Annotated in this window: 13 protein-coding genes; 2 read left to right on the plus strand and 11 right to left on the minus strand. The window is 52.5% G+C overall.

Annotation, left to right across the window (positions count from 1 at the left end; all coding sequences use genetic code 11):
- Nucleotides 1-359: 359 nt before the first annotated feature.
- Entirely contained in the window at nucleotides 360-944 is a 585-nt protein-coding gene (locus tag PsW74_RS15120; protein ID WP_208988002.1) for a hypothetical protein, read from the minus strand.
- A 235-nt stretch (nucleotides 945-1179) separates the two neighbouring features.
- Here PsW74_RS15120 and trmFO point away from each other — a divergent pair, with 235 nt between their 5' ends.
- Nucleotides 1180-2577: a methylenetetrahydrofolate--tRNA-(uracil(54)-C(5))-methyltransferase (FADH(2)-oxidizing) TrmFO gene (gene trmFO / locus PsW74_RS15125; RefSeq protein ID WP_082830585.1), complete on the plus strand. Its 1398-nt coding sequence runs from the start codon at nucleotides 1180-1182 to the stop codon at nucleotides 2575-2577.
- Nucleotides 2578-2630: 53 nt separating this feature from the next.
- On the opposite strand, the gene PsW74_RS15130 is transcribed toward trmFO, so the two are convergent.
- The 5 genes from PsW74_RS15130 to yajC form a co-directional block, all read right to left on the minus strand.
- Nucleotides 2631-3491 (minus strand): phytoene/squalene synthase family protein, encoded by an 861-nt coding sequence (locus PsW74_RS15130; RefSeq protein WP_063288807.1) that lies wholly within the window; start codon nucleotides 3489-3491, stop codon nucleotides 2631-2633.
- Between the two features lie 21 nt (nucleotides 3492-3512).
- A complete protein-coding gene (locus PsW74_RS15135) occupies nucleotides 3513-3917 on the minus strand; it encodes an Mth938-like domain-containing protein (RefSeq protein WP_057466261.1) in 405 nt (134 codons plus the stop codon).
- 144 nt (nucleotides 3918-4061) lie between these two features.
- Nucleotides 4062-5003, minus strand: a complete 942-nt coding sequence (gene secF, locus PsW74_RS29765; protein ID WP_063288808.1) for a protein translocase subunit SecF — start codon at nucleotides 5001-5003, stop codon at nucleotides 4062-4064.
- A 16-nt stretch (nucleotides 5004-5019) separates the two neighbouring features.
- Entirely contained in the window at nucleotides 5020-6624 is a 1605-nt protein-coding gene (secD, locus tag PsW74_RS29770; RefSeq protein WP_063288809.1) for a protein translocase subunit SecD, read from the minus strand.
- A gap of 95 nt (nucleotides 6625-6719) precedes the next feature.
- Complete coding sequence (gene yajC, locus PsW74_RS15150) at nucleotides 6720-7049, minus strand: preprotein translocase subunit YajC (RefSeq protein ID WP_057466258.1); 330 nt, start codon at nucleotides 7047-7049, stop codon at nucleotides 6720-6722.
- Between the two features lie 315 nt (nucleotides 7050-7364).
- On the opposite strand from yajC, the gene PsW74_RS15155 reads away from it, so the two are divergent.
- Complete coding sequence (locus PsW74_RS15155; RefSeq protein ID WP_063288810.1) at nucleotides 7365-8258, plus strand: ATP-binding protein; 894 nt, start codon at nucleotides 7365-7367, stop codon at nucleotides 8256-8258.
- A 100-nt stretch (nucleotides 8259-8358) separates the two neighbouring features.
- On the opposite strand, the gene PsW74_RS15160 is transcribed toward PsW74_RS15155, so the two are convergent.
- The 5 genes from PsW74_RS15160 to tatC form a co-directional block, all read right to left on the minus strand.
- On the minus strand, nucleotides 8359-10107 hold the full coding sequence (locus PsW74_RS15160; RefSeq protein ID WP_063288811.1) for a M23 family metallopeptidase: 1749 nt from the start codon (nucleotides 10105-10107) through the stop codon (nucleotides 8359-8361).
- An 89-nt stretch (nucleotides 10108-10196) separates the two neighbouring features.
- A complete protein-coding gene (locus tag PsW74_RS15165; protein WP_063288812.1) occupies nucleotides 10197-10889 on the minus strand; it encodes an rRNA adenine N-6-methyltransferase family protein in 693 nt (230 codons plus the stop codon).
- 159 nt (nucleotides 10890-11048) lie between these two features.
- Nucleotides 11049-11813, minus strand: coding sequence for a 5'/3'-nucleotidase SurE (gene surE / locus PsW74_RS15170; protein WP_063288813.1), 765 nt, complete (start codon nucleotides 11811-11813; stop codon nucleotides 11049-11051).
- A gap of 84 nt (nucleotides 11814-11897) precedes the next feature.
- A complete protein-coding gene (serS, locus tag PsW74_RS15175; protein ID WP_063288814.1) occupies nucleotides 11898-13175 on the minus strand; it encodes a serine--tRNA ligase in 1278 nt (425 codons plus the stop codon).
- Nucleotides 13176-13247: 72 nt separating this feature from the next.
- The gene (gene tatC, locus PsW74_RS15180; RefSeq protein WP_057466252.1) at nucleotides 13248-14033 is read right to left on the minus strand and encodes a twin-arginine translocase subunit TatC; all 786 of its coding nucleotides are present in this window, start codon (nucleotides 14031-14033) and stop codon (nucleotides 13248-13250) included.
- Nucleotides 14034-14045: the final 12 nt, after the last annotated feature.

Raw genomic sequence — 14045 nt, forward strand, 5'->3', positions numbered from 1 at the left:
GACATGCGAAATGATGTGATGCACAATTGGAAAGTCTTTTGTATAAACCAACTCAAGGCCGCTGAGGAACTCCTCCCAATTAAACCTCGGCAGCCTAACATACAATCCTCAGGCAGCACCTCCTCCCAAGCTGCTTGATGGTTCTAAACAGAGATTTCCTCCCAGTTCTCTGTTTACTAGCTTCGCCCGTCGTTCCTCCCATCGACGGGCGTTAGCTGTTTTAAGGGCCTATTTTCCTCAAAACTACCCATCGTCCTCAGTAAAGCAATCACACAAAAGAAAAGCGCACCAGCCTCGCTGATACGCTCTCCAAATCATCACAGCTTTACGCACATCACTGCGCAACTCTCATCACCAGCTCACCCGCCTGGTGGGTTTTCCAAATCAGCGCTAGTCATAGTCAGCCACTCAGTCATGTGCAGAATATCCGGCGGCTTGCCATTACTTAGGCGCCAGCTGTCTACCACCCATGGAACCTCTGTGGTCGTATCCACCACAACAGCTGAAGCATGCGGATATTTGCCATCCAGGAAGAAACCGCGAGAGGCAGGCCGCGCCGCACGGTGGTATTTAAGCCACCCCTGAGAACCCGCATAAACCAGCAGGCTTGTTGTATTGGTCGCCTCGTCAATGCAGTCCATCTGCCCTTTAACGTTGCCATTACCCATATCCAACCCACCAATATCATTGGATGACCCAACCACAGGTCCAACACGCTTTTCTTGCCACTGCACCGCTTTGGAAATTGCGGCACGCTCAGCTTCAGGGCTTCGATGCCCTCGCTTCAAAATCGTGCGTAATCGCTGTTTGTCTTTCTGGCTAAACGTCACAGTCGTGCGATATTCGCAGCCGAAACCATGACAGATGTAAAGTGTGTCACCTTTGTTTTCGATGCCACCCATCTGAGTATACCAGGTACTTGGCTTTCTATTAATTTGGCTCATGCACGCAGTTAGCCCAATTGCGCCAACTGCAATCACGAAGGCCTGAGAAATTTTCTTCAGTTTCTTATTTGAAAAATACATGTGTTTTTGTGAATCACTTTGCACAACCATGGAAGATTGATGGCCTAAATGATTGAACTGAGCAAGTTCAGAGGCTAAGCAATTCGCAAGCGATAAACACTTAGGCTTCATCAGACGCTTTGGCGCAACAGAAGCCCAGTCGATTGGATAGGAAATGACGAAGCAGCCCATACACGTGGTTGGCGGCGGCCTGGCAGGCTCCGAAGCAGCATGGCAGATCGCAGAAAAAGGCCTGAAGGTCGTTCTGCACGAAATGCGCCCAACACGTGAGACCGATGCACACAAAACAGATGGCCTTGCAGAACTGGTGTGCTCCAACTCATTCCGTTCTGACGATGCCGAAAACAATGCTGTTGGCCTACTTCATGCTGAGCTGCGTGCCGCTGGCTCCCTGATCATGAGATGCGCAGATGCCAACAAAGTGCCTGCTGGCGGCGCACTGGCCGTGGACCGCGATGGATTTTCCCAAGCTGTGCAGGCCGCGTTGGAAGGCCACGAGAACGTAGAGATCCTCCGCGAAGAAGTGACTGAGATCCCATCCGCAGAAAGCGGTCAGGTCATTCTTGCAACCGGCCCGCTCACATCTCCAGCTCTTTCAGAGCAGATCCTACAAGCGACCGGCGAAGACTCCCTCGCCTTTTTTGATGCGATTGCACCGATCATCCACACTGAATCCATCAATATGAACAAGGCATGGTTTCAGTCTCGCTACGACAAAGTCGGCCCGGGCGGTACAGGTAAAGATTACATCAACTGCCCAATGGATAAAGAGCAATACGAAGCCTTTATCGATGCACTGATTGGCGGCGAAAAGACCTCTTTTAAGGAATGGGAAGAAAACACGCCTTACTTTGATGGCTGCCTGCCAATTGAAGTGATGGCAGAACGTGGCCGCGAAACTCTGCGCCACGGCCCAATGAAACCAATGGGCCTAACCAATGCCCATCAGCCAGACATCAAGGCCTACGCTGTGGTGCAGCTGCGTCAGGACAATGCCCTTGGCACGCTTTACAACATGGTTGGTTTTCAGACCAAACTGAAGTACGGCGCACAGGCAGAAATTCTCCGCATGATCCCGGGTCTGGAAGAAGCTCAGTTTGCCCGCCTCGGTGGCCTGCACCGCAACACCTTCCTCAATTCACCGCGTCTTCTCGATGATCAAATGCGGCTCAAAGCTCTGCCACACGTGCGTTTCGCAGGTCAGATCACCGGCTGTGAAGGTTATGTGGAATCCACCGCTGTTGGATGTTTGACAGGTCTGTTTGCAGCTCATCAGGCACTTGGAACCGACATCGCACCTCCGCCAGTCACAACTGCATGCGGTGCAATCGTCAACCATATCACGGGTGGTCACATCGATCGCGAAGATGGCTCCGGCCCACGTTCCTTCCAGCCAATGAACATCAACTTCGGCCTCTTGCCTCCTCTGGACGAGATGCCGAAGCATCCGGAAGGCAAGCGCCTGCGCGGGAAAGAAAAGACCCGCCTTAAAAAACAGGTTATGGCCAAACGTGGTCTGGATGACTTTAAAGCATGGGTCGCGAACGTCTAACACGCACGCAACATACAATTAGAGACAGAAAGGCCGGAAATTCCGGCCTTTTTCTATTTCCGCGAGAGTTTGGTAAGGCGGCGAGATGTCCGCCACATATGCCAGACACGGCGCATATGCGGAGCCCCACCGCAAACCTGCAGCGGCTCAAAACTATCTTTGTCCGCCTCATTGAAGAACAGTTCCACCTGAAACACGGGCAAAAACGCAGGCAGCACAGACGGGTCAATCCCTTCCAGTGCACTCTCACAATCATCGAGATGCTTTTTGCTCAGCTCCACCATTTCTTCAAAAGCCGCCCAGACAGCATCATTTGAACGGTTCCCTCGCAAGGCATTCGCATCCACACCGTGTCGTTCCATCACATCTTTGGGAAGGAACTGCTGGTGCCGCGAGGCCTGCCACGCAAGCGTCTGCATCAAGCCAGAGAGCGCATACGCCACACCACCATGCCCGCTGGCGTCAGAAAGCTGGCGATCAGCAGGTTTTCCGCTCAATATCATAGAGGCCAGCAAAACCACTGTAGAGTTGGTCTCCCCGCAATACCCCTCCAGATCATTGATGGTTGGCATTGGATCGGAATAAAGGTCAAACCGGCGCGCAGAAATCAGGTTGAGGAACGGCTCTCTTGGCAATTTATGATGCTCAATCGTCTCAATGATCGCCTGCGCAACCGGGTTGTGCATCACATCGCCATGATCAGTTCCACTCAGCGCATCATGCCACCATTGCAGGCGAATTTCTCCGGGCATCGGCTCATTGACCAACTCTCGGATACGCGCAATCTCACAGGCAAAGGCGTAAAGGGCAATCAAACTCGGACGCGCAATAATCGGAGCATACAATGTGCTCAGGTAACGCTCGTAGGAGAAGCGTTTTACGAAATCATTACAGTGGTCATAGGCCTGGCTCATAGCTGGGTTCCACGCTTCTTTTTAAACGTCTTCAACTGCAATAAACACGGCTGCCACAGCGCGGTCTTCACCAAGAAGCACATTGTATGTGCGCACAGCAGCACCTGTGGACATGCTATCGACCATAATGCCCTTCTCACGAAACGGCCCCTTACGAGACTCTGGAAATGGCTTCAGCTCGTCACCAGCACCAATCAACAACACTTCAATGTCGTCAGATTCTGCAAGGATTTGCGCCAGTGCTTCATCCGTAACTTCATCAAAGCTGGTTGGCGCCCAACCATAAACGCCAGACGGCACACACATCAGCGATCCACGATGAGACATATCGGCAAATCGAAAGCCGCCATTTCCGTAGGCGTCGATTTGAACCATGCTTGGATAATGCGCATCCCGCACTTCCAAAGGCTCTCCACGTTTTCCCATAGTGTCCTCCAATGGCTATTTTCGCCCAGTATACGCGCAAATTGATAGCCTCTGTTTAATTACACGCGAAAGAATGTCCAATAGAAAATGGGGCTGACCACAACTGTGGTCAGCCCCATCTAAAACACTAGCTGTTTCCGCTGGTTAAGCAGATTTTGCAGGAGATGTTTCGTCGTCTTTCTTGTCAAACACGCTGGTGCGAAGCTTCATGAGCATCAGCAACGGAGAGGCAAGGAAGATAGAAGAGTAAGTCCCGATCACGATACCGAAGATCATCGCCAGCACGAAGGACTGGATCACTTCACCGCCCAGGAAGTACAATGCAAACAGCGCGAGCAAAGTGGTCACGGATGTCATTGTTGTACGGGACAAGGTCTCGTTGATGGACTTATCAAGCAGCTCTTCCAGAGAAAGACGCTTGTAACGACGCAGGTTCTCACGAATACGGTCATAAACAACCACCGTATCGTTGAGCGAGTAACCGATAATCGTCAGCACCGCCGCAATACTGGACAGCGTAAAGTCCAGCTGCAACACCGCAAACAATCCAACCGTCAGCAGGATATCATTGAAGGTGGTGATGATCGCACCAACTGCGAACTGCCATTCAAAGCGGAACCAGATGTAAAACATGATCATCAGCAAGGCAGACCCGACCGCCAGCGTTCCTGCATAAGCAAGCTCACCGGAGACACGAGGTCCAACCACTTCAGTTCTGCGGAATTCATATCCATCGGTAAAGGCACCACGGACACTCTCAACCACATGCTGCTGGGCGCTTTCACCTTCGCCCTGAGATTCAATGCGGATCAGAACTTCGGTAGGACTACCGAATTCCTGCACCTGCACATCACCCAGATCAAGACCACCAAGGGTCCGGCGAATTTCAGAAAGGTTCGCAGGACCGCTTGTGGACTGCAGCTCAATCAGTGTTCCGCCCTTAAAATCGATGCCGTAATTCAGGCCGATTGTCAGGAACAGCACAACGGAAAGAACTGCCGTAATTCCAGAAAACGGAAAACTCAACACCCGCCAATGCATAAAGCGGAAGTTGGTCTGCTCCGGAACAAGTCTAAGAAGTTTCATAGGGTCATGCTCCGAGTTAGATTGGCAGTTTGGATGGACGCTTACGTTTCACCCATACAGAGATGAGGAAACGAGAGATAGTAAACGCAGAGAACACTGTGGTGAAGATACCGATCATCAGCGTTACAGCGAACCCTTTAACAGGACCGGAACCGATGAAGAACAGGATCACAGCCACAATCAGCGTTGTGATGTTTGCATCCAAAATGGTGCCAAGCGCACGCTTAAAGCCCGCATCAATCGAACCAATAGCGGAACGACCAGCGCGTGCCTCTTCACGAATGCGCTCATAAATCAGCACGTTGGCATCAACCGCCATACCAATTGTCAAAACGACACCCGCAATACCCGGCAGGGTCAGCGTTGCCTGAAGTGTGGTGAGCACACCAAAGATCAGGAACACGTTGGAAGCGAGCGCAAGGTTCGCAATGATCCCGAACTGGCCGTAAGCCAGCAGCATGAAGATCACCACCGCTGCCGCTGCAACGATGGAAGCAACCTTACCACTATCAATGGAATCCTGACCAAGGCCTGGACCAACTGAACGCTCTTCAACCACATCCAGACGCGCAGGAAGCGCACCAGCACGCAGCAGAACAGCAAGATCATTCGCACCATCAACAGTGAAGCTACCAGAGATCTGACCGGAACCACCTGTAATTGGCTGGCGGATAACCGGAGCGGTGATCACTTCGTCATCCAGCACAATCGCGAACGGACGGCCAACATTTGCACGGGTCACATCCGCAAAGACGCGGGCACCGGCAGTGTTGAAGCGGAAGTTCACAACAGGCTCGTTTGTCTGCTGGTCAAACGCAACAGAAGCATCCTGCAGCTCTTCACCCGTCAGCAGCGGGTTTTCATCCAACAGGTATGGCTGGCCATCAGAACTCTCAACAACCATCGTGCCTGCTGGCGGACGGCCTTGAAGTGCCTGTGACGCGCTCATTTCCTGACTAACAAGATGGAACGTTAGCTGCGCAGTTGCACCAATGATATCCTTCAGGCGCTGAGGGTTGGATTCACCCGGCGCTTCAACAAGGATACGGTCAGTGCCCTGACGCTGAATGGAAGGCTCAGTCGTGCCGAGTTCATCAACACGGCGACGGATAACCTCAATGGACTGCCTCACAACGGAAGCGAGGCGCATGTCCAGACCTTCCTCGGAGAAAGCCATGCGGAACAGGCCGTCACCTTGAGGTTCAAGAACAAATTCGTTAACCGCTGCACCACCGAAAACGCCGGAGTTAAGCGGGTTTACCAGTTCTGCAAGGCGCTGTTCAGCCTCATCGAAGCGTGCATTATCACGAATGCGAACCTGAACGCCGTCTCCCTGAATACCCAGACCGGTGTAGCCGATACGTGGGTTCTCGCGCAGGGCCCGGCGGATATTTCCAACCAGCTGACGGAACTGTTTTTCTTTGTAATCTTCCTTATCAACCTCATAGAGCAGATAAGCACCGCCCTGAAGGTCAAGACCGAGAACAATCTGGCGCTTAGGCATAAAATCCGGCCAGGATTGAACGGTACTTGCCGGGAAGAAGTTCGGCAATGTTGTAAAGATACCGCCCAGCACCACGACGATAATCAGGGCGATTTTCCAACGCGCGAAATGAAGCATGAGTATATGCCCGGTCCTAGAATAGGCAGACCGCTCTCACTGCGGCGATTGCCGAAACAGGAAAGCGGTCTGAAACTACAGGTATCAAGGCGCGATTATTCGCCGTCCTTAACAGGTTCACCTTTGGAGCGAACTTCCTGGATCATGGCACGAGCAATACGCACACGCGTACCTTCAGCAATGTCCACCTGCAGTTCAGCATCATCAACGATCTTAGCAACTTTACCAATCAGACCACCAGAGGTCACAACGGTGTCGCCGCGACGCAGATTGCTCACCATTTCCTGATGAGACTTCATTTTCTGGCGCTGAGGGCGAATGATCAGGAACCACATGATCACGAAGATCAGGACGAACGGCACAATAGACATTACAACGTCTGGCACGCCGCCTGCGGCCTGTGCATAGGCAGGGGTAATAAACATTAGTTTCTCCTTACCACAAATTCCCGAGGAACCTGATGGCGTTCATTAAACAATTGGCGAGGTGAACCCCTCCAAAATTGACCTTGGCCCGAAAGAACAAGGATTTTGCGCTGGACTATACAGTCCACTCCAACCTTTTCAAGGCATTGACATGCTAACTGGGACTTTCCCCAAGAGTATTGGACATGATACAGCTGTAAATAGGGATACTTGGCCGCAGATCAAATAGCAGAACCGCCGCTGAGACAATTTTTCACCTAGTGCATTTTGCGTAAAGCCTATGCCAGCGCACCTGAGTTAATCACGTAGATACACATGACCACTAAAGAAAATACCTCTGAAGTCGCCCTTCTTACATCCAAGCTGGACGAGATTGTCGCCCTGTTGGCCAGCTCCCTTCCCAAGCCTCCGGTTACTGTCAATTTCGACGAAGCCGATGCCTTTGTATTCCACCCTTCCCCGTTTGAGCTTGCACCTGTACCCAAAGTCAATCGGGTTGATATTAGCCTGCTCAAAGGCGTCGATCACTCCAAGAAAATGCTGATGGAGAACACAAATAGGTTCGCAGAAGGTTTTCCGGCCAATAACGTGCTGTTGTGGGGCGCCAGAGGCATGGGCAAGTCATCTTTGGTGAAATCTGCTCATGCTGCGATCAACGCAGCACACGCAAACTCCGAAGGCGTCCGCAAACTTGTTCTCATCGAGATTCACCGCGAGGACATCGAAGCCCTCCCAGCGTTGATGAACGAGCTGCGCGGCAAGCCATACAACTTCATCATCTTTTGCGACGACCTCTCCTTTGATGGCGACGACACCAGCTACAAGAGCCTGAAAGCAGCTCTGGACGGCGGCATTGAAGGTCGACCAGCAAATGTCCTGTTTTACGCCACATCCAACCGCAGACACCTTTTGCCGCGCGATATGATGGAGAACGAGCGGTCAACCGCGATCCATGCAAGCGAAGCGGTGGAAGAGAAGGTTTCACTTTCTGATCGATTCGGCCTTTGGATCGGCTTCCACAAATGCTCTCAGGATGAGTATCTGGATATGATCTACGGCTACACAGAGCATTTTGGCTTAAAGGTCGAGCAGGAGCAGCTCCGCGCACAGGCGCTGGAATGGTCCACCACACGCGGCGCCCGCTCTGGCCGTGTCGCATGGCAGTTTATTCAGGATTTGGCAGGCCGCCTCAGCCAGACGCTGTCCTGACAAACAAACACGCTCATAAAAAAGCACGCCGCGTGAAGGTCATCAACGCGGCGTGCTCTACCTATGAAAAGAGTTCCAAGAAGAACCCTCCCCCTTTTTATTAGGAACGCGGTAGATGGTTCATAGGATCTACCGGCTTGTTATCCTTACGCAGCTCAAAATGCAGCTGAGGCTGTGTCACAGACCCGGTCGCACCAGCCATGGCAATAGTCTGTCCACGGCGTACGGCGTCACCACGGCGCACCTTCAGCTCTTTGTTGTGCGCATAAGCTGAAACCCAGCCATTATCATGGCGGATAAGCACCAGATTTCCAAAGCCTTTCAGCTCATTACCGGCGTAAACGATGGTTCCGTCTTCCGCAGCTTTAATGTCTGTTCCTGATGGAACAGCCAGATTAATGCCGTCGTTTTTAGACCCACCCGGCTTCACGCCAAAGTCAGAGATAATCCGCCCACGTACCGGCCAGCGGAACGTCGCTTCATCTGCCACAGCAACCTTTGGAGCCTTCGCTGTCGCAACTGGCTGCACAGGCGCTGGCTTGGAAACTTCTGTCGGCTGCAAACGGACAACATCCGTCTCAGCTTCAGAGATAACCGGAACAATCGGTTTTTGCGGCTTCTGAACACTTGCAGTGTGAACTGGGGTCGGCGCAAGAGAATTGGCAAGCGTGCGCTGCGTCGCAACCGGAGCGGCCACGCGTTGCGGGTTCAACCCTGCCAAAGCGATTCTCTTCGGCTTCGGCACCGCTCGTGTCGCTGTAACACTGGCAACTGAGGCCGGACGCTGTGCAACAGAAGCCCTAGGCTTGCTCTTTGGCACAGCTGAAACGCGCAGAGGAGCAACGCTGCGCGCTGCCTGCCCCGTAACAGGCACACCATAAGATGGCTGAGCAGTCGCAGACTGCGGAGCAACAATCGGCGTCAAAGACTGACTGCGATAGGTCGTTGGCTGTTGCTGTGCACGATAGACCTGAGAAGGTGCAGACTGCTGAATTGGCTGAAGCGAAGACGCAGGCACAGCTGCTGCTGGTGCACGCCTTTGCACCGGATAAGCTGCTGGAGGCGCATCACTGTAAACAGGACGCGATCGTTCTCCCACATTGCCCGGAGGAAGCAACGCAGCCGCAATCTTGGTCGCAAACACATCACGAGACTGCCTGGAAGCAGAGCCATTGGCATTCAAAGGCGCAACATACTGCGAAGGAATGGAGGCTGTCGTCTGAGGCTGCTGGCTATTGGACGGCAACACACGAGCGCTGGCTTTCGGCAAGCGGTTCGGTTTACGAACCATCTTCACCGGAATAACAACGGAATCACCGGGCTGCAGCGCAGAACTCACAGTCACGCGATTGGCATGAAGAATTTCGTTGGCCGGCACACGGTATTGCCAGGCAAGACTATCAACATTCTCGTTGGCTTTCAGCGTGACAACGCGGCCACCAACAGCTGTCCACCCAAGCGTGCCATCATTCGGCGCTTTGGCAAGTGCTGCAGGAACCCGAGCGCTCGCGCGCGTGCGCTGGCTCACCGCAACAGGCTGTTTAGAAAATGTCGGCTGCCATGTCTGCTGCGGATACCCGCGCGATTGCGCAGATCCGGTCACAATAGGAGCATTACTTGATGTTGGCGCAGGCAACAAGACACCGCGCTGAACAACAGATTTCGTGCTTGATGATGGAAGTCCGGGCGTCACCACAACGGCAGTTCGAGCCGGAGACGTTGGTTCATCAACATATTCAGACTTGCCAAACCGGTCCACATTGCCACTACAACCAGCAAGACCTGCTGACAGCAAAAACAAGGCTACACCGCGCCGCAATCTGGCTTTCTCACGGGAATGAAACTGCATATCCGCCCTACCCAATACAAATAAAAGGCTAACTGGCGTAAGTTTACTGACAACAGAGTTGATAAAGACTTAATTAAAGCCTCATTCCCCTACAGTTTCGCAGCTATTCCCGGTGTGAGAGAAAGATAGCGGAAACCACCAAGGTCAGTCTCATCAAGACCGCGGCCACCTTTGTCATATTGAATCAGGCGGCAAATACCGCTTTCATGCTTGATTGGCGCCAACAAACGCCCCCCGGGCGCAAGACGGTCAAACAAGAATCCCGGCACACGGTCCAGCGCACCATTTAAAATAATGCGATCAAACGGGCCGCCATCATCCTCTTCATCAACAGGCGCCACAAGACCATCCGCATGAATCACGTCGACATTGTTGATCTTGCAGGACCGAAGTCGCTCACGCGCCAGATCAGCCAGTGTCCGATAGCGCTCTAGCGAGACGATGCGATCACAGATTTTAGAAAGAACCGCGCACTGATACCCGGACCCACTACCAATCTCCAGAAGGGAATGATCCGGCTTCATTTGCAGAAAATCAGCAACCTTCCCTATCAAGGATGGCTGTGTACTCATCTGCCCGCAATCAATTGGAAATGCACGATCTTCAAAGGCCAGAAATTGCTGACTGGCTGACAGAAATATTCTACGAGGGATAGCTTCAAGAGCCCCCAGAACCTCAAGGTTCCGCACGCCCTCAGATCGCAGCTTCATCACCCATGCCGCTTGCTTGGCAAGGTTCTCATCAAAGCGACCATCTTCATCAGCAAACAGACTGTCTTCCATTTTAAAACACTCCGTCTATCTGCAGTGCAAAACCCGCTGGCGGGCCAGCAAGCTCAAAAGAGCGCACCTTCAAAGGCCACCTCTGCCCTTTGAAGGAAACGCACACATAACCTAAGAACCTGACGCCAACCCGAAGGACCTCATCAGCTTCACATCAAATCAGGACTTTTCGAGTGTCTTTTCCAACTGCCCCATCAACTCATCAGCTGTCAGGTTCAGATGCAAAGGCGTGACCGAAATATAGCCCTCTTTCAAAGCATTGATGTCAGTCCCTTCACATGCACTTGGCACGCGATTTTGGAAAGCAAGCCAGTGATATGGATTGCCACGGCCATCCTTGCGGCTTTCAATGTAGAGCGAACCCGCATCGCGCTTGCCCTGACGCACAACCTTAACACCTTTAACCATGTCAGGCGCGTCTTTCGGGAAGTTCACGTTCAGCAGCGTGTCAGATGGCAGATTGAACTCCAGCAGGCTGCGGATCACACCAACGGCATGCGCTTCAGCCGTGTCGTAGCTCGGGCCGAACTCAGACCCAAAAGCATATGCCTGAGACAGCGCAATGGAACGAACACCCATCAAAGTGCCTTCCATAGCCGCAGCAATGGTACCGGAATAGGTCACATCATCTGCAATGTTCGCACCCCGGTTGATACCGGAAAGAACCAGATCAGGAGGTGTATCCATGATGGAACGAACCGCCATGATCACACAGTCAGTTGGAGTACCGCGAACCGCGAAGTGACGGCTGTCAATTTCACGAACGCGTAAAGGATCATTCAAAGACAGGGAGTGCGCCACACCGCTCTGGTCGGTTTCTGGTGCAACAACCCAAACATCATCTGAAATCTGCCGCGCAATGCGCTCCAAAACCTCAAGACCCTCAGCGTGGATCCCGTCATCGTTGGTTAGTAAGATACGCATATCGCAGCAATTCCTCATATAAGTCGCGCAGTGCAGCAGAAGAACGCTACCGCCCTTCTGCTGAAAATACGCTTACATCAATTGTTAAGCGCCAATGACTTCAAGGCCATTCATGTATGGGCGAAGAACCTCAGGAACCGTAATTGTTCCGTCTGCATTCTGATAGTTTTCCATCACTGCGATCAGGCAGCGCCCAACAGCAAGGCCAGAGCCGTTCAAAGTATGAACGAATTTCAGAGCCTTCTCGCCTTCCACGCGGTAGCGTGCATTCATGCGACGGCCCTGGAAGTCACCACAAACAGAACAGGAAGAGATCTCGCGGTAAGCATCCTGACCTGGCAGCCAAACTTCAATATCGTAGGTTTTACGAGCACCAAAGCCCATATCACCAACACACAGTGTGACAACACGGTAGTGCAAGCCAAGCAGCTTCAGAACCTTTTCAGCAGACGCGCGCATCCGCTCCAGCTCTTCCAGAGAGCTGTTCTCATCCGTAATAGAAACCAGCTCACACTTCTGGAACTGATGCTGACGCAGCATACCAGCCGTATCACGACCAGCAGACCCAGCCTCAGACCGGAAACAATAGGTCAGAGCAGTCATACGCAGTGGCAGGTCTGCCTCAGCCAGTGTCTCGCCAGCAACCACATTCGTCAGCGGAACTTCTGCTGTTGGAATAAGCCAGTGATCATTTGTCGTACGGAACAGGTCTTCAGCAAACTTCGGCAGCTGGCTCGTACCGTAAAGCGCGTTATCACGCACCAACAGTGGTGGAGAAACTTCGGTGTAGCCGTTTTCCTGCGTGTGCAGGTCAATCATGAACTGACCGATCGCACGCTCCAGACGCGCAATCTGACCTTTCAGCAACACAAAACGGGAGCCAGACATTTTAGCAGCGGTTTCAAAGTCCATGCCGCCAAGTTGCTCACCCAGCTCGTAATGTTCTTTCTGCTCAAAGTTGTTACGCGGCTTTTCGCCATGCGTGTGCAGCAAAACGTTGTCAGCCTCATCCACGCCAAGCGGAACATCCTCATGAGGAATATTGGGGATAACAGCCAAAGCATCCTCAAGCGCAGCGTTCAGCTTGCGTTGTTCCTCTTCGCCGTTCTGGATAAAGCTTTTAATTTCGGCAACTTCAGCCTTCAGGGCCTCTGCTTTTTCCTTGTCGCCCTGGCCCATGGCCATGCCGATTTCTTTGGATGCGGAGTTACGGCGCTGCTGCGCCTCCTGAAGCTTGGTGGTGTGGGAACGGCGCGCATCGTCCAGTTCAACGAGCAGCGCAGCGCGTGGCTCTTGGCCGCGTTTAGCGAGAGCTGTATCAAAGCTCTCCTGATTTTCACGAATCCACTTGATATCAAGCATAACTTAGTAACCCCGGCAGGTTTGCCTTCAGATAACCCGCCGGGAAACTCGTAAATCAGGGTGGAAGTGAGACTAGGCCTCTTCTTCCGCTTCCTTCTCTTTACGTTTCTTCTCGACGAGCCTTACACAATAGATGGAGACTTCGTAGAGAAGCAGAGTAGGAAGTGCAAGACCGATCTGCGAAATCGGATCAGGAGGTGTTAAAATTGCCGCAGCTGCAAACGCAGCAACCACAGCATATTTCCGCTTACCCTTCAAAGACTCAGAGGTCACAAGACCCGCGCGTCCCATAAGCGTCAAAACAACCGGAAGCTGAAAAACCAGACCAAACGCGAAGATCAGAACCATCACGAAGCTCAGGTACTCACTCACACGCGGAAGCATCTCAATGGACGCTTGCCCGTCCATGCCCATCTGCTGCATGGCCAGGAAGAAGCCCATCGCCATTGGCAGCACAAGGTAATAAACCAGCGACCCGCCAATCACGAACAAAATAGGTGTCGCGACCAGATACGGAATAAATGCACTGCGCTCGTGCTTATAAAGCCCGGGCGCCATAAACATGTAAATCTGACTGGCAAGAACCGGGAAGGCAATAAACAGCGCTCCAAACAAAGCCAGCTTCATCTGGGTGAAGAACCATTCGTGCGGTGCGGTGTAGATCAGCTTGACTTCAATACTTTCCCCGGCCGCTGCCGAAAACGGTTCGATCAGGAAGTTGAAGATGTCATTTGAGAAGTAAAAGCAAACCGCAAAGGCAATAGCGATCGCAATCACCGACTTCATCAGGCGGGAACGCAATTCGATCAGGTGCTCAATCAGTGGCGCACGCGAATCTTCAATTTCGTTATCACTCATAAAATAGCCGCC

This window comes from Pseudovibrio sp. W74 (genome assembly GCF_001623085.1).
GTDB lineage: Bacteria > Pseudomonadota > Alphaproteobacteria > Rhizobiales > Stappiaceae > Pseudovibrio.

Coding starts and splice junctions, on each gene's coding strand:
- PsW74_RS15155 (WP_063288810.1), top strand. CDS start 7,365: ATGACCACTAAAGAAAATACCTCTGAAGTCGCCCTTCTTACATCCAAG.
- secD (WP_063288809.1), bottom strand. CDS start 6,624: ATGCTTCATTTCGCGCGTTGGAAAATCGCCCTGATTATCGTCGTGGTG.
- PsW74_RS15160 (WP_063288811.1), bottom strand. CDS start 10,107: ATGCAGTTTCATTCCCGTGAGAAAGCCAGATTGCGGCGCGGTGTAGCC.
- trmFO (WP_082830585.1), top strand. CDS start 1,180: ATGACGAAGCAGCCCATACACGTGGTTGGCGGCGGCCTGGCAGGCTCC.
- PsW74_RS15120 (WP_208988002.1), bottom strand. CDS start 944: ATGAGCCAAATTAATAGAAAGCCAAGTACCTGGTATACTCAGATGGGT.
- tatC (WP_057466252.1), bottom strand. CDS start 14,033: ATGAGTGATAACGAAATTGAAGATTCGCGTGCGCCACTGATTGAGCAC.
- PsW74_RS15130 (WP_063288807.1), bottom strand. CDS start 3,491: ATGAGCCAGGCCTATGACCACTGTAATGATTTCGTAAAACGCTTCTCC.
- PsW74_RS15165 (WP_063288812.1), bottom strand. CDS start 10,889: ATGGAAGACAGTCTGTTTGCTGATGAAGATGGTCGCTTTGATGAGAAC.
- serS (WP_063288814.1), bottom strand. CDS start 13,175: ATGCTTGATATCAAGTGGATTCGTGAAAATCAGGAGAGCTTTGATACA.
- PsW74_RS15135 (WP_057466261.1), bottom strand. CDS start 3,917: ATGGGAAAACGTGGAGAGCCTTTGGAAGTGCGGGATGCGCATTATCCA.
- secF (WP_063288808.1), bottom strand. CDS start 5,003: ATGAAACTTCTTAGACTTGTTCCGGAGCAGACCAACTTCCGCTTTATG.
- surE (WP_063288813.1), bottom strand. CDS start 11,813: ATGCGTATCTTACTAACCAACGATGACGGGATCCACGCTGAGGGTCTT.
- yajC (WP_057466258.1), bottom strand. CDS start 7,049: ATGTTTATTACCCCTGCCTATGCACAGGCCGCAGGCGGCGTGCCAGAC.